A 17,863-nucleotide genomic window follows, 5' to 3' on the forward strand; every position below is an offset into this window, starting at 1 on the left:
AAAAAACAATGGGCAAGATTATTGGGATTGACTTAGGTACAACCAACTCCTGTGTTGCCGTGCTAGATGGCACTCGGGCGAAAGTGATTGAAAACGCAGAGGGTGATCGTACAACGCCCTCTATCGTCGCCTATACCGAAGACGGCGAAATTTTGGTGGGACAGAGCGCTAAGCGTCAGTCTGTTACCAACCCGCACAACACTATTTTTGCAGTGAAGCGTTTGGTTGGCCGTAAGTTCAAGGATGACGTCGTACAAAAAGACATCAGCATGGTGCCTTACAAAATTATCGAAGCTGATAACGGCGACGCTTGGGTGCAAGTGAAAGAAGAGAAAATGGCGCCGCCTCAGGTGTCGGCAGAAGTCTTGCGTAAAATGAAGAAAACTGCCGAAGAGTACCTGGGTGAAGCAGTGACTGCGGCGGTAATCACCGTACCGGCTTACTTTAACGACTCTCAGCGTCAGGCCACTAAAGACGCAGGCCGTATTGCCGGCTTGGAAGTGAAGCGTATTATCAACGAGCCAACAGCTGCGGCACTGGCTTATGGTATGGATAAGGCCCAAGGCGATCGCACGGTAGCCGTTTACGACTTGGGTGGTGGTACGTTCGATATCTCCATCATCGAAATTGCCGAAGTTGATGGCGAGCACCAGTTTGAAGTGCTGTCTACTAACGGTGACACCTTCCTGGGTGGTGAAGACTTCGATATGCGCCTGATCGAATACTTGGCGGCGGAGTTTAAGAAAGAAAGCGGCATCGACCTGCACAACGACCCGCTGGCTCTGCAGCGTCTAAAAGAGGCGGCTGAAAAAGCCAAGATCGAGCTGTCTACCACACAGCAGACTGAAGTGAACTTGCCTTACATCACGGCTGACGCTTCAGGTCCTAAGCACTTGGTCGTGAAGCTGTCGCGCTCGAAGCTTGAGTCGCTGGTTGAGGAGCTGGTTAAGCGCTCCATGGAGCCAGTTAAAATGGCTCTGAAAGATGCCGGCCTGAGCCCCAGTGAGATCGACGATGTCATCCTAGTGGGTGGTCAGACTCGTATGCCGATGGTGCAGAAGCTAGTAGCTGATTACTTCGGTAAAGAGCCACGCAAAGACGTTAACCCAGACGAAGCAGTGGCCATGGGTGCTGCCATTCAGGGTGCTGTACTGTCTGGCGACGTGAAAGACGTACTGCTGCTTGACGTGACTCCGCTGACCCTAGGTATTGAAACCATGGGTGGTGTTGCTACGCCGCTGATCGAGAAGAACACTACGATTCCAACTAAGAAGTCGCAGACCTTCTCTACAGCTGAAGACAACCAGTCAGCCGTAACCATTCACGTGGTTCAGGGTGAGCGTAAGCAGGCCGCAGGTAACAAGTCACTGGGCCGCTTCGACTTGACTGACATTCCGCCTGCACCACGCGGTATGCCGCAGATTGAAGTGACCTTCGACCTGGACGCTAACGGTATCTTGAATGTGTCGGCTAAAGACAAGGCGACCGGCAAAGAGCAGTCGATTCGTATCACCGCCTCTAGCGGCTTGAGTGATGAAGAAATCGAAAGCATGGTGGCTGACGCTGAAGCAAACGCTGAAGCAGATGCTAAGTTCGAGGCACTAGTTACCGCTCGCAACACCTGTGAAGGTTTGATCAACGCAGCTAAGACGACTCTTGAAGAGGGTGCTGAGCACGCTAGCGACGATGAGAAGTCTGCGATTGAAGCAGCGATTGCGGAAGCTGAAGAAGCTATCAAAGGCGACGATAAAGACGCCATTGATGCAGCCGCTACTAAGCTGACTGAAGCCACTGGCCCAGTAGCGCAGAAGATGTATGCTGCCCAAGCTTCTCAAGCAGAAGGTGCTGCAGGTGCCGGTGATGCCGAGCAGCAAGCTGGTGCTGACGATGTAGTCGACGCTGAGTTTGAGGAAGTAAAAGACGATAAGAAGTAAGGCTTATCGTTAGTCCGCCCCAGCGAGCCTAGTTTCAATGGGGCGGATAATCACAACAAACAACGCGGGACACATGTGCCCGCGTAGTCATTTCTAACTAGCTAGTTGTAACAGGGTGTAAGCGGGGTCAGCGCTGTCTATGTCAAAACGCGATTACTACGAAGTGCTCGGGGTCGATCGATCCACCGACGAAAAAGATATCAAGAAAGCTTACCGCCGTGTGGCCATGAAGTATCACCCGGATCGAAACCCGGATGATCCCGATGCCGAAGAGAAATTCAAAGAGGCTACCGAAGCCTACGACGTGCTGATGGACCGTGAAAAGCGCGCCGCTTACGACCAGTATGGACACGCCGGTGTTGACCCCAGTATGGGTGGCGGCGGTTTTGGTGGCGGCAGCTTCAGCGATATCTTCGGCGATGTGTTTGGCGATATTTTTGGTGGCGGCGGACGCCGTGCTGGCCCGCAGCGCGGTTCAGACTTGCGCTATACCTTGGATATTTCGCTGGAAGACGCGGTTCGCGGTACCACCGTGGAAATTCGCGTCCCTACACTAGTTGGCTGTGAAGAATGTGACGGCTCTGGTGCGCGCAAAGGTAGCTCACCAGTGACCTGTAACACCTGTGCGGGTATGGGCCAGGTGCGTATGCAGCAGGGCTTGTTCCAAGTTCAGCAAACTTGTCCAACCTGCCGCGGCCGCGGTAAGAGTATCTCTGATCCCTGCCGCAAGTGTCACGGCCAGGGCCGTGTTGAGAAGAGCAAGACGCTCTCGGTCAAAGTGCCGCCAGGAGTTGATACGGGCGACCGCATTCGCCTCAGTGGTGAAGGTGAAGCAGGACCAGAGGGCGGACCAGCGGGTGATTTGTTTGTGCAAATGTCAGTGCGCCAGCACCCGATTTTCGAGCGCGATGGCAAGAACCTCTACTGCGAAGTGCCCATTACCTTCGTCGATGCTGCACTTGGCGGAGATCTGGAAGTACCGACCCTCGATGGCCGTGTAAAACTGAAGATCCCAGCCGAAACCCAGACCGGTAAATTGTTTCGTCTGCGTGGCAAAGGGGTTAAACCAGTGCGCGGAGGCAGTGTCGGCGACCTGTTGTGCCGAGCCGTGGTAGAGACACCGGTAAATCTGAACAAGCGACAGAAAGAACTGCTGAAAGAGTTCCAAGAAAGCTTAGGGCAGGGCGGTGATGCTCAGTCGCCACGTCAGAGCAGTTGGTTTGAGGGTGTAAAAAACTTTTTTGAAGACATGAAGCCATGAATGTAAGAGTAGGTATTACCGGCGCTGCCGGACGTATGGGCCGTATCTTGGTCGAGGCGCTCAGCGCTGCTCAGGGGATTAAGCTAGCGGCTGCGCTGGAGCGTCCCGATAGCAGTCTGATTGGTGCTGATGCTGGCGAATTGGCCGGTCAAGGCAAAAATGGTGTGATAGTTGCCGGCTCACTGGCTGAAGTGATTGCCGATATTGATGTGCTGATCGATTTCAGTGTGCCTGAAGCGACTCTGGAAAATATCGCGCTCTGCGTAGAGCATAACAAGGCCATAGTGATCGGTACGACAGGCTTTAACCCGAAACAACAGGGTCGCATCGACGCTGCCGCAAAGCGCGTGCCGGTCTGTAAAGCCTCGAACTTCAGTACTGGTGTAAACCTGTGCTTTAAGCTTTTAGATATGGCGGCACGGGTGCTAGGTGATGACGTGGACATCGAAATCATAGAAGCCCACCATCGGCATAAAATTGACGCCCCTTCAGGTACTGCTTTAAGCATGGGTGGGGTGGTTGCCAATGCCTTAGGCCGTGATTTGGCGGAAGTGGCGGTGTACGGCCGCGAAGGTCAGACCGGCGCCCGTGATCGTGACACCATAGGTTTCGCCACAGTGCGTGCTGGCGATATTGTCGGTGATCACACGGTGATGTTTGCCGCTGATGGTGAACGAGTAGAGATTACCCACAAAGCTTCTAGCCGCATGTCCTTTGCTCGCGGCGCAGTTCGTGCAGCCGCTTGGATCGCGGGTCGCGAGCCGGCGCTTTACGATATGCAGGATGTATTGGGTTTTCGTGGAGAAGATTCTAAATGAACGCAATGAATGAGTTCATCGTCGATATCGACGAAAGCAATGCTGCGCAGTTACTTATTGAGGAGTCGCATCAGCGCCCAGTAGTCGTTGATTTTTGGGCCGACTGGTGTGAGCCCTGTAAAGTATTGATGCCTCTGCTGGAAAAGTTGGCCAATGAATATCAGGGCGCATTTCTGCTGGCAAAAGTGAATGCCGACCAGCAGCAGATGATTACTCAGCAGTTTGGCGTTCGCAGTTTGCCGACTGTGATGGTGATTCAGGGTGGCCAGCCGGTGGATGGTTTTGCCGGTGCTCAATCTGAGGCGCAGGTGCGCGAGATGTTGCAGAAGTACCTGCCCAAACCATGGGAAGGTCAGCTGCAAGAAGCAGAGCAAGCTTTGGCCAATGGTGATGTGAACACGGCTGTCACTGTGCTGCGTCAAGCTTGGGAAGACTCCAGCCACGATCACCAGGTGACTCTGGCTTATGCTCACGCGCTAATTGAAGCGATGCGTCTGGATGAAGCAGAAAAAGTACTGTCTGAAATTCGTATGGCGGATCAAGACGCCGCCTGGGAGCAGTTACAGGCCCAGATTAAGCTGAAGCGGGAAGCGGCTAAGTCGCCCGAAATTGAAGCACTAGAGCAGCAACTTGAGGCGAGCCCTGAGAACCACGACCTGCGGGTTCAACTGGCGGTGGCTTACTCTAGCTCAGGTTATGCCAAAGAGGCTCTGGAGCACTTAATCACTGTGCTGCGCGCAGATCTTAATCACGCTGATGGAGCCACCAAAAAAGCCCTCCTAGATGCTATAGCGAGCCTAGGTAAGGGTGACCCATTAGCAGCTGAGTATCAGCGCAAGCTCTACAGTCTGCTCTACTAACCCAGTAGAGCAGGACTCAGTCCCCTTCCTCTGCATCCCTAATGCGCTCCAGCCGCTCTTGCTCTTCGGCAAAAGCGGCCTTGATTTCTTCCATCACAGAATCGACATCGGCATCATGCTGGTCTAGCTCAAACTGCCCAGTCAGTTCATGATCGGGATGGAGATCGCCATCTTCAAATAAAGCCCAAATTTCTTGAGCATAGTGAGTTTGTAATAGCTCTGGAGCGAATTGGCCGTAGTACTGGGTGATATTTTCGACATCGCGCTCAAGCATAGCTTGGGCATTATTGTTGGCAGCCGCGTATACCGCTTGCGGTAGGTCAATAATAATTGGCCCGTCTTCATCTACTAGCACATTAAATTCAGAGAGGTCGCCGTGAATTAGTCCGGCACAGAGCATCCGCATGACATAGTGCATCATAATGGCGTGATCTTCTCGCGCCTGTTCGGCAGACATGCTGACATCGTCGAGTCGCGGTGCAGCGTCGCCATTCTCATCGGTGACTAGCTCCATGAGTAGCACACCATCAAAGCAACCGTAGGGCTGTGGCACCCTTACTCCAGCTCCAGCGAGCCGGTACAGGGCGTCTACCTCAGCATTCTGCCAGGTTTCTTCCTGCTCCTTGCGCCCGAATTTAGAGCCTTTTTCCATGGCTCTGGCCCGGCGGCTGTTACGTACACGGCGCCCCTCGGTATATTGAGCTGCTTTTTTAAAGCTGCGCTTCATGGCTTCTTTGTAGATTTTGGCGCAGCGAATTTCAGCGCCGCAGCGCACCACAAAGACATCGGCTTCTTTGCCGCTCATCAGAGGATAGAGCACTTCATCCACAAGTCCGTCATCGACCAGGGGTTGGAGGCGTTTAGGAGTTTTCACAGTAATTAATCAGCCTGAAAAGTGGGCGAAGTGCGCAGTGTGCAATATCTGAGGATTAAAATGGAATATCTGAGTCCTCATACATTGGAGGTTCTAGGTCATTGGGCGCGCTAGAGTAGCCGGGATCGTTGTCATAGGATGTGCTGTCTTGTACCGATACTTTCCAACCCTGAAGGTTATTGAAATAGCGTCCGTTGTACTCTCTGCCGCGAATATCGAAGGTAACCGTCACTTCTTGACCGGGCGAGAGATTGTCGAGCAGTGCAACTTTGTCTTGCACAAACTCGAGGTTGATTTCCTGTGGGTACTTGCCGTCCTCAACGATCACTACCATTTCGCGCTTGGTAAAGCCGCTGTTGAAGGTTTGTGGGTCTTGGATCAGTTTAATTTTCCCGCTCAGCTCATAGGCCATTCAAGTGTTTCCTGTAGCAAATATCTGTATATGTAGAGTGGCCTATTGTAGCGGGTTCAGGGGCTTTGTTCAGCGCTGATTCGCGGTCATTTGCGGGCCATTATTAGTCTTTAGTGCTTGCTGAGTGCTTGCTCACTCGCCAGCCCTTTCCAGGGCAGTGAGCTATCATCTTAGTAAGAGCGCGCTTACCAACAAGCAAAGCCTCTGAGCGAAGGTATTGGGAGACAGATCAACAAGGCACTAAGCTAGCAGAGTTGCTGCAGGCCTATTGTCTGGGCTAAGTTGCTACTATGGAAAGATCAGATAAACCTTCTGATGGTGCTGCGCGGGAGAGCCCTGTGTCAGATAAAGATCATAGACCGTTTTTTATCGTCCTTAATGGCGGCTCAGGTCAAGGCGGAGCGGACGAGGCCGTCCAGCTAATGGACGAGGTATTGGCCAGCTCCAATCGCCAATACGAAATCATCAAAGTAGAGCAGAGCAGTACTCTGAGCGCGGTAGCTGAATGGGCGGTCAAGCAGGCCCAGGCTCAAAATGGCATAGTGGTTGCCGCGGGCGGTGACGGTACGCTCAATGCTGTATGCCAAGCTCTGGCTGGCACCGGTATACCTTTGGGCTTAGTGCCTCTAGGTACCTTTAATTATTTTGCCCGCAACTATGGCATACCGCAGGATACCACCCTAGCAACTCGCTGCTTGCTGGATGCCCAGCTAAGGCCCATTCAAGCGGGCTTTGTGAATGAGAAAATTTTCTTAGTTAACGCCAGCTTAGGCATCTATCCAAAATTGCTGGAAGATCGTGAGGCCTACAAACAGAACCTGGGTCGAAGCCGCGTAGTGGCTTTTCTGTCGGCCTTAGCGACCTTCATGCGGGCGCACAGAAAACTCCGTATTGATGTCAGTATTGACGGCGAACAGCGGCCGGTCATTACCAGCTCCTTAGTGGTTGCAAACAACGCCTTGCAGCTTGAGCATATCGGCTTGGGTCAGAGTGAAGCCTTAGCTCAGGGCCAGTTGGTAGCAGTGTTAGTGAAGCCGATGGGGCGCTTGGCCTTATACGCCTTGCTGTTGCGGGGCTTGGTGCAGCGATTAGGGGAGGCAGACAACCTCGATGGCTTCACCTTTAGTGAAATGCGTGTGAGCCGAGGGCGAGCGCATCGAGCCAAAATCGCCTTGGACGGCGAAGTATCTTGGATGCAACTGCCGCTACAATTTAAGGCGCGTGAAAATGCCCTAAACTTATTGGTGCCGAGTGATCCCCAAATGCGTGAACGCTTATGAAGACGATACTGCACGTTTCCGACCCACATTTTGGTACGGTTAAAGATGAGGTCCGTCAGGCATTACTCAATCTTGCGCTCGATCAAATGCCTGAGCATATACTGATTACAGGCGACATCACCCAGCGCGCGCGGCGCAAACAGTTCGCTGAAGCGCGATTGTTTATCGCTAAGCTGCCCGCACCCGTTATGGTGGTGCCGGGAAACCATGACATTCCCTTATTTAATCTAGTGGCGCGCTGGCTGAAGCCTTACGCTAATTACTGTGCGACCTTTGGTCCAAGTTTAGAGCCGGAGTATGAGAGCGACTCACTGTTGGTAGTGGGGGTGAATACCAGTCGTCCTTATAGACACGTGGATGGGGAAATATCCCCGGAGCAGGTCGAGCGAGTGGCGCGGCGCTTGAGGCAGGCAAGGCCTGAGCAATTGCGTATTGTGATGCAGCATCATCCAGTCACTGCTATTGAGGAGTCGGATGTTAAAAATTTAGTGGTTGGGCGCGAGCAAGCTGTGCCTGCCTGGGTTGATGCGGGCATGGATATCCTACTTGCAGGGCACATTCACTTGCCCTATGTGAAGGCGATATACGGCACTGGTGAGCGCTCAGCCTGGACTGCGCAGGCCGGTACGGCGCTGTCATGGCGCACCAGAGACGGTATACCCAACTCGGTGAATATAATCCGCCATCAAGCTGGTATTTGCTTGTTTGAGCGCTGGGATTTTGAGGCTGCTAGCGGCCAGTTTATGTTGAGCGAAGAGAGCGATTTAGCACTGGACCATTAAGGCATACTAGCTCATTGAACTTTTCTCTAGGGTGGCTGCGCTACCCTAGAGTAAGGCTGCCAACTTGGTATGCTGGTACTTTAATCAGCTAGTCAAAAGCACATAAGACAAGTCAGCATAGAGCTACGAGGGCTCTATCGGCTCGCGATTTAAAGCGCTATAAAAAGGGATGCCTATGAACATATTAATAGCTGCATAGTGGCCGCTATATTGCTGCAAGCTTGTAGTACGCCGCAGGCTGAGCAGCAGGTGGTCGGTAATCAAGGACTAGACCCAGAGGGCCTATTTAGCATGCCGGGCTTTCATCAGGTCATGCTCAGCCAGGGCAGTAAAACCATCTATGTCGCTGGGCAAGTCGCTTACGACAGCGAGATGAATATGGTAGGTATCGGAGACTATGCCGCACAAACTACCAGGGCCCTGCAAAATGTCGCCTTAGCGCTTAAAGCGGCAGGTGCCGCACCGGAAGATGTTGTCAGCAGTACTCTTTATATTAAAGGCCTCAATAGGCAAGCTGCCCGGGAGATCACTCAGGCCATGGCAACAGCCCTTGATGGTCAGCCCTTTCCCGCCCATGCATTCAACATGATTGGGATTGACGCTTTAGCAGACCCAAGGGCACTAATTGAAATTACTTCTATTGCAGTGCGCCAATAGGCTCGCCTTAGTCGCCATTTTATTCGTGCCACAGCCGCTCAATTCTAGACTTAGCTTTTATTGACAGGCCGTGGCTAAGCCCGCTTACTTGGATGTACTCAGTGCTAGGCTTCACGACGCCAAGATAATTAAAAGAGAGCTTCTTTATGTCGAATAATTCTGCCCTTGAAATTAGCAACCTTCTCTATCGTTACGCCGAGTATATAGATAGCGGCGACCTGCAAGGGGCCGCGTCATTATTTCAGCACGCCACAATCAAGACCAACGAGCAGCTAGTTGATGCCGAAGGTCTGCTGGCAGTGTGGCGGCAAGTCATTCAAATTTACCCTTGCGGCACTCCCCGCACCAAGCATGTAGTAAGCAATCCAATTATAGAAATTGATGAGCTAGCTAAAAAAGCTACTTGCCGCTCTTACTACACTGTATTTCAGTGTACGGACAAACTGCCGCTGCAACCTGTTGCAGCGGGGCGTTATCACGATGAGTTTGAATGTGTTGAGGGACAGTGGCGATTTTCCTATCGCGACTATTCAAAGCTGGATTTCCTTGGCGATCTCAGTGCTCATTTGAAAAATATTGAGTTATAAATACCCACTGTTTAGAACACTATTATTCTTGCGGTTCGGACAGAAAGCCTGCGTGCCAAAAACTTGCCATGATGGCTTTTTAACAGCACCTCGAGCTTAAAGAGATACATTGCTTATAACTCAATGTAATGCCATAGCTTTGAGGATCGCCAAGCCTTGCAATAAAGGCTTCGCCAAAGTCGCAGCTGAGTAATTTAAGCCCCTACTCGTCTTGTGTCTGCCCCTAGTTCTCGCTATCGTACATGCCGCCTTAAGAAAAAACATACTCAAAAGTCAAATAACATGAGGTACTACTGTGGATATCAGCTTTTCCCCTGAGGACCTCGCATTTCGCGATGAAGTGCGGGCCTTTTTTGATCAAGCCTATGATGCCGACTTGCAGGCCCGTTTAGCCGATAAGGCCAGTTTTAAAGAAGCCGTTATCGATTGGCAGAAGCGACTGTACGCACAAGGCTGGATTGCGCCCAATTGGCCAGTGGAATACGGCGGTACGGGCTGGAGCAGTACTCAAAAGTATATTTTTGAAACTGAGCGCTCCAGCCGTGGTATTCGAGATGTGGTGCCTTTTGGTCTGCAGATGGTAGGGCCGGTGATCTATGCCTTCGGTAACGATGAGCAAAAAGAGCGTTTCTTGCCACGTATCCTCAGCAGCGATGACTGGTGGTGCCAGGGCTATTCAGAGCCCGGTGCCGGCTCTGACCTGGCCTCACTTAAAACCAAGGCGGTTTTAGAGGGTGATGAGTACGTGGTCAATGGCGCCAAAATTTGGACGACCTATGCCCAGTACGCCGACTGGATTTTCTGCTTGGTTCGCAGCAACAGCGAAGGTAAGAAACAGGAGGGCATTAGCTTCTTACTTATCGACATGAAATCACCGGGTATTAAGGTCAACCCGATTCACACTATCGATAACCATCACAGCTTAAATGAGGTGGAATTTAACGATGTGCGGGTGCCGGTAGCTAACCGCATTGGTGAAGAGAATAAAGGCTGGACCTATGCCAAAGCACTGCTGGCCCATGAACGTACCACTATCGCTGGCGTGGCTGACAGCAAGCGCGCCTTCGATGAGGTCTGCCGCAGGGCAGCGCTGGAAGTGAATGCTGGTAAGCGACTGATTGACGATCCGCTGTTCCGCAAGCGCTTGTCGGATATCGAAATTGAATTAATGGCACTGGAGTTTACCGAGTTGCGAGTGCTAGCAACGGTTGCCTCTGGTGGTGCGCCGGGAGCGGAGTCCTCTCTGTTAAAGATCAAAGGCACTGAGTTGCAGCAGGCTATTCAGAGTCTGAATATGGAGCTGGCGGGATATTACCAAGGGGTGCTGGATAACAACTTAAGCGCTGAGCAGCTCGGTCATGAGTTTGGCAGTGACGCGCGGCAATCCTTTATGTATGGCCGAGCCGCTACGGTCTATGGCGGCTCTAATGAAATACAAAAAAATATCATCGCCAAGGCCGTCCTAGGCCTGTAAACCCGGAACTGGAGAGAAGTATCATGAACTTTGATTTTACCGAAGAACAGAGCATGCTCCGGGACAGTGTGGCTCGCTATGTCCAAGATAACTACGATTTTGAGGCTCGCCGCGCCATAGCTGAATCGACAGAGGGCATGAGCCGCGAGCACTGGCAGAACTTCGCTGAGTTGGGTTGGTTGTCGGTGCCTTTTGCAGAGGAGCATGGCGGTTTTGGCGGCTCTACTGTCGACACTATGCTGGTGATGGAAGAGCTTGGCAAAGGCCTCGTATTGGAACCCTATCTGGCAACTGTGGTGCTGTTTGGTGGCCTATTGCAGCGCAGCGGAAACTCGGCGCTACAAGCGGAGTTTATCCCTAAAATCATCGACGGCACTTGCCTAGGTGCCTTTGCCTACCTAGAGCGGCAGAGTCGCTTTGAGCTGAATGATGTGCAAAGCCATGCAACTGCCTCAGGCGATGGCTACAGCATCAGCGGTGAAAAAGTGCTGGTGTTTAATGGCGCCAATGCCGATCACTTGATTGTGTCTGCCCGCACAGCCGGCGAACAATTTGATCAGCAAGGGATTAGCTTGTTTTTAGTGCCTATCGATGCCGAAGGTGTGACAGTGACTAGCTACGGCATGATGGATGGCCAGCGAGTGGCCAATATCAGCTTTGATAAGGTTGCGGTTCCTAGTACTTCTTTGCTGGGGCTAGAGGGCGAGGCAATGGCCTTGATTGAAGCTGTCGTGCAGCATGCAAACGTAGCCCTAGCTTCAGAAGCCATAGGTATTATGGGCCAATTAAATGCTAAAACCTTGGATTATGCCAAGACCCGCAAGCAGTTTGGCGTGACCATAGGCAGCTTTCAGGCACTGCAACACCGCATGGTGGACACATTCATGGCCTATGAGCAAAGTAAGTCACTGTTATATAGGGCTGTATGTGAGTTGGAAGATCAGGCTGATAGCGCTGCCGCAACGGTGCATGCTCTGATGGTGATGATTGACCGCTCTGGCAAATTAATTTTTTCCGAGGCGATTCAACTGCATGGCGGTATGGGGCTGACAGATGAGCTGGATATTGGACACTATGCCAAGCGGCTGATGATGATTAATACCACCTTTGGCAATGGTGACTTCCACCAAGCCGCTTTCAATGCTTTGCGCTACGCTTAAAGCTGGCGTAAGTTAGAGCGGTATACAAGGAGACAGATAATGAAACTCGGATTTTTGCTCGGCTATTCAGGCAAACAAATTAATATACCTATGGAGCTGATTAAACAGGCTGAAGCCATGGGCTATGACTCAGTGTGGACTGCAGAAGCCTATGGCAACGATGCTGTAACTGCGGCGAGTTGGGTGCTAGCGCAGACAGAGAAGATCCGCGTAGGTACTGCGATTATGCAAATGCCGGCCCGTACGCCCGCTATGTGTGCGATGACAGCGATGTCCTTGGATCAGCTCTCCAATGGCCGCTTTATTGTCGGTCTTGGCGCATCTGGCCCACAGGTGGTTGAGGGCTGGCACGGCGTGCCTTACGGCAAGCCGGTGACCCGCACTCGAGAGTACGTGAAGATTATGCGCGAAATTATGGAGCGCAAAGGGCCGGTAGAGTTCGATGGCGATACCTACCAAATGCCAAACAAAGGGCCTGGCACCACAGGGCTCGGTAAGCCCTTGAAGTCAATTCTGGATGCTAGCCCAGACATTCCAATTTACACTGCTTCAATTACACCGGCAGGTCTGCGCTGCGCAGGCGAAGTGGCTGATGGGGTGTTTCCTGTGTGGATGGATCCCAATAAGTTCAGTGTGTTGGGCGAGCATATAGACAAAGGCTTTGCTAAAGCTGGCAATGGTAAAAGCTTAAAGGACTTCGATGTCGCTCCTTTTGTTTCTGTGGCCATGAACGACGATCTCGATGCTGCTTATGATTCCCTGCGCCCCTGGCTGGCCCTGTACATTGGTGGAATGGGCGCCAAGGATAAGAACTTCTACAAAGATTACGCTACGCGTCTTGGTTACGGTGATGAGGCCCAGCGTATACAGGAGCTCTATCTCTCAGGGAAGAAAGCTGAAGCGGAAGCCTTAGTGCCCAATCAGTTCTTAGATGAGGTCGCCCTGGTCGGTCCAAAGGAGAGAATCATCGAGCGTCTAGCTCCTTGGAAAGAGGCTGGCAAGCGGGGTGAGGTGGGCACCATGTTGCTGGGTGTACACGATGTACAGGTGTTGGAGCTGTTTGCGAAAGAGCTGCTCTAATGCAGGTTGCCGGTAAAGTCATAGTAGTTACCGGCGGTGCAAACGGTATCGGCAAAGCACTTTGTGAGCGCTTTCATGGCGAAGGCGCTGCCCATATCGTGGTGGCCGACCTTGAGGAGAGTAATGCTCAGCGGGTGGCATTAGCGGTGGACGGTGATGCCTACGCTGTCGATGTCCGCGATGAAGCACAGCTCGCGGCTATGGTCACTGAGGTGGAGGCGAAATACGGCCGAATTGACCTATTTTGTAGCAATGCTGGCATTATCGCCGGTGACGGCGAACCCTGGTGGGCCACTTCGGCCCCCAATCAAACCTGGCAAGCAATGTGGGACATTCATGTTATGGCCCACGTTTATGCAGCACGCGCTTGCCTGCCGCTGATGATCGAGCGCGGTGAAGGCTACTTTCTCAATACTGCTTCGGCTGCCGGTCTACTAAATCAAGTCGGTGATGCAGCCTATTCCACCACTAAACACGCGGCGATAGGTTTTGCTGAATCACTTGCTATTACCCACGGTGATGATGGGATTAAAGTTTCAGTATTGTGCCCACAGGCGGTTGCGACTCGCATGATTGCTGGCGTGGAAGAGGGTGGCACGGCGGGGGTGGACGGTGTGTTGAGCCCTGAGCTGGTGGCTAGTGCGGTCATCGAAGGCTTAGCTGAGGAAAGCTTTTTAATTTTGCCCCATGCGGAAGTGGCGAACTATCGCGCCCATAAAACCGCTAATTATGATCGCTGGATTGGTGGCATGCGTAAATTGCGCCGCAAGTTTAGTCATCTTACGCTTTAACAGCAGGCATTGCCTGCGCTCGGGAGATGTCAGTGGAAAAACAAGAGCGCTTTGCACGCTGTATTTTCAACGGTTTTGAGTCTTACTTTGCTGAGTTCCAAAATATTACGCTGGGGGCGCGGACTCGATTTGAAAACGCGGACTGGCACGGTATGCGCGTCGCCTCAATTGAGCGTATTGACCTGTATAAAGCCAAAATCACCTCTGTGTTATCGGTTGTCGAGTTAATCGCCGGTGAGCAGTTAGGTGACTACGCATTCTGGAGCGGGACAAAAGCTGAATACGCTGAATTAATCCGTGGTCATAATAATTTTGAAATGGCTGAGACATTTTATAACTCGGTTTATTGCGCTGTATTTAAACACCGTAAAATTCGCGATGAATATGCATTTATATTCTCGCCACACGGGGACATGCCGCATCCCGATGTGAGCAAAGTTGTTAAAACTTACCCGCTCAATAACAACCTGGCAGACTTACTCAGCGAATTATTTGAAGACTATGCCTTTCACATGCCCTATGAAGATATTCAGCGCGATATAGGGCGCATCATCGAAGTCATTAACTCTTACTTAGCGCCGCGATTTAATCTGGATCATCCAAATGTGGAGTTTCAGATTTTAGAGCACCACTTTTTCCGCAATAAAGGGGCTTACATTGTCGGGCGTATTGTTGCTGGAAGCGCTTCGATGCCTTTAGTGTTCCCCATTCAACAAAATGAATCCGGCGAGATATATATCGATACGGTACTCTTCGGTGCCGATAAGTGCAGTGTGCTGTTCAGCTTTACGCGCTCTTATTTTATGGTTGATGCGAGTATTCCCTCTCAGTACGTACTGTTTTTACAGCAGTTAATGCCCGCCAAGCCAATTTCTGAGATTTACAGTGCGATGGGCTATAACAAGCACGGTAAAACCTACTACTACCGCTGTGCTCATCGCCATATGACGCGCACTCAAGATCAATTCATGATTGCGCCAGGTATCAAAGGGATGGTGATGAGCGTGTTCACCATGCCCTCCTACGACTTTGTTTTTAAGATAATTAAAGACCGCTTCACACCGCCCAAGGATATGACCCACGAGCAGGTGCGAGAAAAGTACCGCTTGGTTAAGCGCTCAGATCGGGCAGGGCGAATGGCAGATACACAGGAATTTACCAACCTCGCTTTTGCCCGGGAGCGCTTTTCAGATGAGCTGATGGAGGAGTTACACGAGGTGGCCCCATCGGTGATAGAAGAGCATGGCAAAGCACTGATTATTAAGCACGTCTATGTCGAACGGCGCATGACACCATTAAACCTTTACCTGCAGGATGCCACAGAAGAGCAGGTCATTGCGGTCATGGATGAATATGGCAACGCGATCAAGCAGCTAGCTTCAGCCAATATATTTCCCGGTGATATGCTGCTAAAAAACTTTGGCGTTACTCGACATGGTCGAGTGGTGTTTTACGATTATGACGAAATTCAGCCATTAGTAGATTGTAACTTCCGCAAGATCCCTGAGCCTCGCAACGAAGCAGAGGAAATGGCTAGCCAGCCTTGGTACACCGTTGGTCCTAATGATATTTTCCCAGAAGAGTTCCGCCTGTTTTTCTCTGGCAATCAGCGCGCGCGTAAAGTATTCGACGAGATGCACAGTGATATCTATGAGTCGGAGTTTTGGCAAGGTCTGCAAGAGCGTATTCGCAGCGGTTATATCGAAGACTTCTTCCCCTATCGACGCAAACTGCGTTTTCCTAGAGAGGCGAATAACCCCCAAGGCATGAGTTAATGGCTACCATTTATCTAATTCGTCATGGTCAGGCGTCTTTTGGAGCGGCCGATTACGACAAATTATCGGAGCTCGGTGAGCGTCAGGCAAAAGCGCTCGGTACTTACCTTGCCAGGCAGGGTATCAAGCTAGATGCAGCATACAGCGGCGATTTGTTGCGTCAGCGAAAAACCGCCGAGCTGGCACTTGCAAGCCAGCCCCAGAAGGTGAACCACAGGATTGACTCGCGCTTTAATGAAATTCGTAACGAAGAGCAGATTGAACACTTACTGCCGCAGTTGATGGAGCGCGATCCGGCATTAAGAGCATTAGTTGATAAGGGTTTAGCCGACAGTAAAACCTATCAAAAAGTGATAGAAGCCGTATTTAATTATTGGGTCTCCCCGGCTTGTAAAGAGCCCGCCATTCAGAGCTGGGAGGATTACGCCACAGCGGCCCGCGATGCTTTGCAAGAACTGATGAGTGAGCAGGGCGCGGGTAAGACAATAGCGGTATTTAGTTCCGGTGGTACCATTGCCACACTTGTTGCGCAAGTATTAGGTCTTGGTGGGGAGCATACTTACAAGTTCTACGAACCAATATTTAACTGCTCAGTGACACAGCTATTCTATAGTCGCGATAGAGTGTCATTATCCTACTTCAATGATCGATCTTTTTTACAAATCATGGGCAATGAGCTCGGTGAGAACCTCGTGAGTTATCGTTGATGAATATTTATTTAGTACGCCATGGTGAGGCGGCAGCCCTCTGGGGCCAGGCGGCAGATCCAGGTTTGAGTGAGTTAGGCCGGCAGCAGGCTGCTGAGGCTGCCCGATCACTGTTGCCGGAACTGCCAGCGGATATACAGCTAATCAGCAGTCCCATGCTGCGGGCGCAGCAAACTGCTGAGCCACTAGCACAGTCATTAGGGCTTTCGCTAACGATTGAGCCTGCATTTCGAGAGATCCCCTCTACTGTGCCACTAGCCAAGCGCAAGGAATGGCTTAAGCAAGTAATGAGGGAGAGCTGGAGTGAGCAGTCGCCTTTGGTGCATCAGTGGCGCAGCGAGCTACTGCGAGCCTTACAAGAGCTCAGTTCGCCCGCGGTGGTATTCACGCACTTTCTAGTGATTAACGCCATTGTGGCTAGCTTGCAAAACAGCGATAAAGTCCTGCACTTTTGGCCGGATAACGCTTCGGTGACTCAGCTAAAGCTTGTTAAGGGCGAGCTCAGTATTTACCAACTTGGCCCTGAGCTCGATACCCCAGTTAACTAGGCTTTCGTACTCTGATTAGCGACTCTTGTGCAGTGGAAGCAATCAGTACACCTTCGCGGTTATAGAAGCTGCCACGATTCATACCTCGCCCTCCAGAGGCGCTGGGGCTATCCATGGTGTATAGCAAATATTCATCGACTCGAACGGCTTGGTGAAACCAAATAGCATGGTCCAAACTGGCTACTTGCAGCTCCTGGCTGCTTGGGGTGTAAGGGTGTGGCAGAAGCGAAGCATCAAGGAGACCAAAGTCTGAGATGTAAGCAAGCAGTGTTTGGTGGCGCACTGGGTCGTCACCGATATTGCCCGGTACTCTGAACCAGAAGTGTTGTACGGCTTCTTTTGGTTGCGGGTTATCCTCATCACGAGGGTCTATAGTGCGCCTTTCAATTGGGTGGCTGAGCATCGCTGGGTGCACCGCTTCGGGATTTTCTCTTGCTTTTCTTTCCCAGTACTCAGCATCAGTTTCTAAGTCTTCGGGCTGCGGTACAGTGGGGGCAGTAGCTTGGTGCTCGAGACCTTCCTCTAAGCCTTGAAAAGATATCGAAGTGTTAAAAATCGCCTTACCTTCTTGCTTTGCAACGACCCGCCGAGTAGTGAAGCTGTTGCCGTCGCGGATCGGGTCGACCTCGTATACGATCCGCTTGCTTGGGTCACCGGGGCGTAAAAAATAAGCGTGCATAGAGTGGGCGATACGATCTTCACTAACGGTACGACTAGCTGCATTCAAAGCCTGTGCCAAGACCTGTCCGCCAAAGATCCGCGGGGGAAAACGAGGGCTGTCACCGATAAATAGGTAGCTATCGATCGCCTCCACTTCCAATTGTTTTATCAATTTTTCCAGATGTTTTGTCACTGCTGTGCTC

The 17,863-nt window shown here is 51.6% G+C and carries 18 protein-coding genes; 15 read left to right on the top strand and 3 right to left on the bottom strand.

Going from position 1 to position 17,863, the window contains the following annotated elements; genetic code table 11:
- The first annotated feature begins 8 nt into the window (after window positions 1-8).
- From dnaK to trxA, 4 genes are all read left to right on the top strand, one after another.
- Window positions 9-1,934 carry a molecular chaperone DnaK gene (dnaK, locus tag H2508_RS13930; RefSeq protein ID WP_182175054.1) on the top strand — a complete coding sequence of 642 codons (1,926 nt, stop codon included), beginning with the start codon at window positions 9-11 and terminating at the stop codon, window positions 1,932-1,934.
- Between the two features lie 139 nt (window positions 1,935-2,073).
- Window positions 2,074-3,195, top strand: coding sequence for a molecular chaperone DnaJ (dnaJ, locus tag H2508_RS13935; protein ID WP_182175057.1), 1,122 nt, complete (start codon window positions 2,074-2,076; stop codon window positions 3,193-3,195).
- Window positions 3,192-4,013 carry a 4-hydroxy-tetrahydrodipicolinate reductase gene (dapB, locus tag H2508_RS13940; protein WP_182175060.1) on the top strand — a complete coding sequence of 274 codons (822 nt, stop codon included), beginning with the start codon at window positions 3,192-3,194 and terminating at the stop codon, window positions 4,011-4,013. The genes dnaJ and dapB overlap by 4 nt, the downstream gene beginning before the upstream one ends.
- Window positions 4,014-4,018: 5 nt before the next feature.
- Window positions 4,019-4,873: a thioredoxin gene (trxA, locus tag H2508_RS13945; RefSeq protein WP_182175433.1), complete on the top strand. Its 855-nt coding sequence runs from the start codon at window positions 4,019-4,021 to the stop codon at window positions 4,871-4,873.
- Between the two features lie 16 nt (window positions 4,874-4,889).
- Here trxA and H2508_RS13950 read toward each other — a convergent pair whose 3' ends face one another.
- Window positions 4,890-5,747 (bottom strand): PA4780 family RIO1-like protein kinase, encoded by an 858-nt coding sequence (locus H2508_RS13950; protein ID WP_182175063.1) that lies wholly within the window; start codon window positions 5,745-5,747, stop codon window positions 4,890-4,892.
- Window positions 5,748-5,802: 55 nt separating this feature from the next.
- Window positions 5,803-6,159 (bottom strand): DUF3127 domain-containing protein, encoded by a 357-nt coding sequence (locus H2508_RS13955; protein ID WP_182175066.1) that lies wholly within the window; start codon window positions 6,157-6,159, stop codon window positions 5,803-5,805.
- A gap of 338 nt (window positions 6,160-6,497) precedes the next feature.
- Between H2508_RS13955 and H2508_RS13960 the strand changes: the two genes are divergently transcribed.
- From H2508_RS13960 to H2508_RS14010, 11 genes are all read left to right on the top strand, one after another.
- Window positions 6,498-7,439: a diacylglycerol/lipid kinase family protein gene (locus tag H2508_RS13960; RefSeq protein ID WP_220463796.1), complete on the top strand. Its 942-nt coding sequence runs from the start codon at window positions 6,498-6,500 to the stop codon at window positions 7,437-7,439.
- Window positions 7,436-8,221 (top strand): metallophosphoesterase family protein, encoded by a 786-nt coding sequence (locus tag H2508_RS13965; RefSeq protein WP_182175072.1) that lies wholly within the window; start codon window positions 7,436-7,438, stop codon window positions 8,219-8,221. The genes H2508_RS13960 and H2508_RS13965 overlap by 4 nt, the downstream gene beginning before the upstream one ends.
- Window positions 8,222-8,419: 198 nt before the next feature.
- A complete protein-coding gene (locus tag H2508_RS15060) occupies window positions 8,420-8,878 on the top strand; it encodes a RidA family protein (protein WP_182175075.1) in 459 nt (152 codons plus the stop codon).
- A 146-nt stretch (window positions 8,879-9,024) separates the two neighbouring features.
- Complete coding sequence (locus H2508_RS13975) at window positions 9,025-9,465, top strand: nuclear transport factor 2 family protein (protein WP_182175077.1); 441 nt, start codon at window positions 9,025-9,027, stop codon at window positions 9,463-9,465.
- Between the two features lie 295 nt (window positions 9,466-9,760).
- The gene (locus tag H2508_RS13980) at window positions 9,761-10,939 is read left to right on the top strand and encodes an acyl-CoA dehydrogenase family protein (RefSeq protein WP_182175079.1); all 1,179 of its coding nucleotides are present in this window, start codon (window positions 9,761-9,763) and stop codon (window positions 10,937-10,939) included.
- Window positions 10,940-10,962: 23 nt separating this feature from the next.
- Window positions 10,963-12,099 (top strand): acyl-CoA dehydrogenase family protein, encoded by a 1,137-nt coding sequence (locus H2508_RS13985; protein WP_182175082.1) that lies wholly within the window; start codon window positions 10,963-10,965, stop codon window positions 12,097-12,099.
- A 39-nt stretch (window positions 12,100-12,138) separates the two neighbouring features.
- Complete coding sequence (locus tag H2508_RS13990; RefSeq protein WP_182175086.1) at window positions 12,139-13,179, top strand: LLM class F420-dependent oxidoreductase; 1,041 nt, start codon at window positions 12,139-12,141, stop codon at window positions 13,177-13,179.
- A complete protein-coding gene (locus H2508_RS13995) occupies window positions 13,179-13,970 on the top strand; it encodes an SDR family oxidoreductase (protein ID WP_182175089.1) in 792 nt (263 codons plus the stop codon). The genes H2508_RS13990 and H2508_RS13995 overlap by 1 nt, the downstream gene beginning before the upstream one ends.
- Before the next feature lie 26 nt (window positions 13,971-13,996).
- The gene (gene aceK, locus H2508_RS14000) at window positions 13,997-15,745 is read left to right on the top strand and encodes a bifunctional isocitrate dehydrogenase kinase/phosphatase (protein ID WP_220463797.1); all 1,749 of its coding nucleotides are present in this window, start codon (window positions 13,997-13,999) and stop codon (window positions 15,743-15,745) included.
- Complete coding sequence (locus tag H2508_RS14005) at window positions 15,745-16,452, top strand: histidine phosphatase family protein (RefSeq protein WP_182175095.1); 708 nt, start codon at window positions 15,745-15,747, stop codon at window positions 16,450-16,452. Before aceK ends, H2508_RS14005 begins: the two co-directional genes overlap by 1 nt.
- Window positions 16,452-17,000 (top strand): histidine phosphatase family protein, encoded by a 549-nt coding sequence (locus tag H2508_RS14010; RefSeq protein WP_182175099.1) that lies wholly within the window; start codon window positions 16,452-16,454, stop codon window positions 16,998-17,000. The genes H2508_RS14005 and H2508_RS14010 overlap by 1 nt, the downstream gene beginning before the upstream one ends.
- Here H2508_RS14010 and H2508_RS14015 read toward each other — a convergent pair.
- Complete coding sequence (locus tag H2508_RS14015; protein ID WP_182175102.1) at window positions 16,993-17,853, bottom strand: acyl-CoA thioesterase; 861 nt, start codon at window positions 17,851-17,853, stop codon at window positions 16,993-16,995. The genes H2508_RS14010 and H2508_RS14015 overlap by 8 nt on opposite strands.
- Between the last annotated feature and the right edge of the window lie 10 nt (window positions 17,854-17,863).

Origin of the sequence: Sediminihaliea albiluteola (assembly GCF_014077625.1) — a bacterium.
GTDB lineage: Bacteria > Pseudomonadota > Gammaproteobacteria > Pseudomonadales > Halieaceae > Sediminihaliea > Sediminihaliea albiluteola.

Bases quoted from the DNA above. Each gene is read 5' to 3' on its own strand.
- dnaK (WP_182175054.1), top strand. From the start codon at position 9: ATGGGCAAGATTATTGGGATTGACTTAGGTACAACCAACTCCTGTGTT.
- dnaJ (WP_182175057.1), top strand. From the start codon at position 2,074: ATGTCAAAACGCGATTACTACGAAGTGCTCGGGGTCGATCGATCCACC.
- dapB (WP_182175060.1), top strand. From the start codon at position 3,192: ATGAATGTAAGAGTAGGTATTACCGGCGCTGCCGGACGTATGGGCCGT.
- trxA (WP_182175433.1), top strand. From the start codon at position 4,019: ATGAATGAGTTCATCGTCGATATCGACGAAAGCAATGCTGCGCAGTTA.
- H2508_RS13955 (WP_182175066.1), bottom strand. From the start codon at position 6,159: ATGGCCTATGAGCTGAGCGGGAAAATTAAACTGATCCAAGACCCACAA.
- H2508_RS13965 (WP_182175072.1), top strand. From the start codon at position 7,436: ATGAAGACGATACTGCACGTTTCCGACCCACATTTTGGTACGGTTAAA.
- H2508_RS13975 (WP_182175077.1), top strand. From the start codon at position 9,025: ATGTCGAATAATTCTGCCCTTGAAATTAGCAACCTTCTCTATCGTTAC.
- H2508_RS13985 (WP_182175082.1), top strand. From the start codon at position 10,963: ATGAACTTTGATTTTACCGAAGAACAGAGCATGCTCCGGGACAGTGTG.
- H2508_RS13990 (WP_182175086.1), top strand. From the start codon at position 12,139: ATGAAACTCGGATTTTTGCTCGGCTATTCAGGCAAACAAATTAATATA.
- H2508_RS13995 (WP_182175089.1), top strand. From the start codon at position 13,179: ATGCAGGTTGCCGGTAAAGTCATAGTAGTTACCGGCGGTGCAAACGGT.
- aceK (WP_220463797.1), top strand. From the start codon at position 13,997: ATGTCAGTGGAAAAACAAGAGCGCTTTGCACGCTGTATTTTCAACGGT.
- H2508_RS14005 (WP_182175095.1), top strand. From the start codon at position 15,745: ATGGCTACCATTTATCTAATTCGTCATGGTCAGGCGTCTTTTGGAGCG.
- H2508_RS14010 (WP_182175099.1), top strand. From the start codon at position 16,452: ATGAATATTTATTTAGTACGCCATGGTGAGGCGGCAGCCCTCTGGGGC.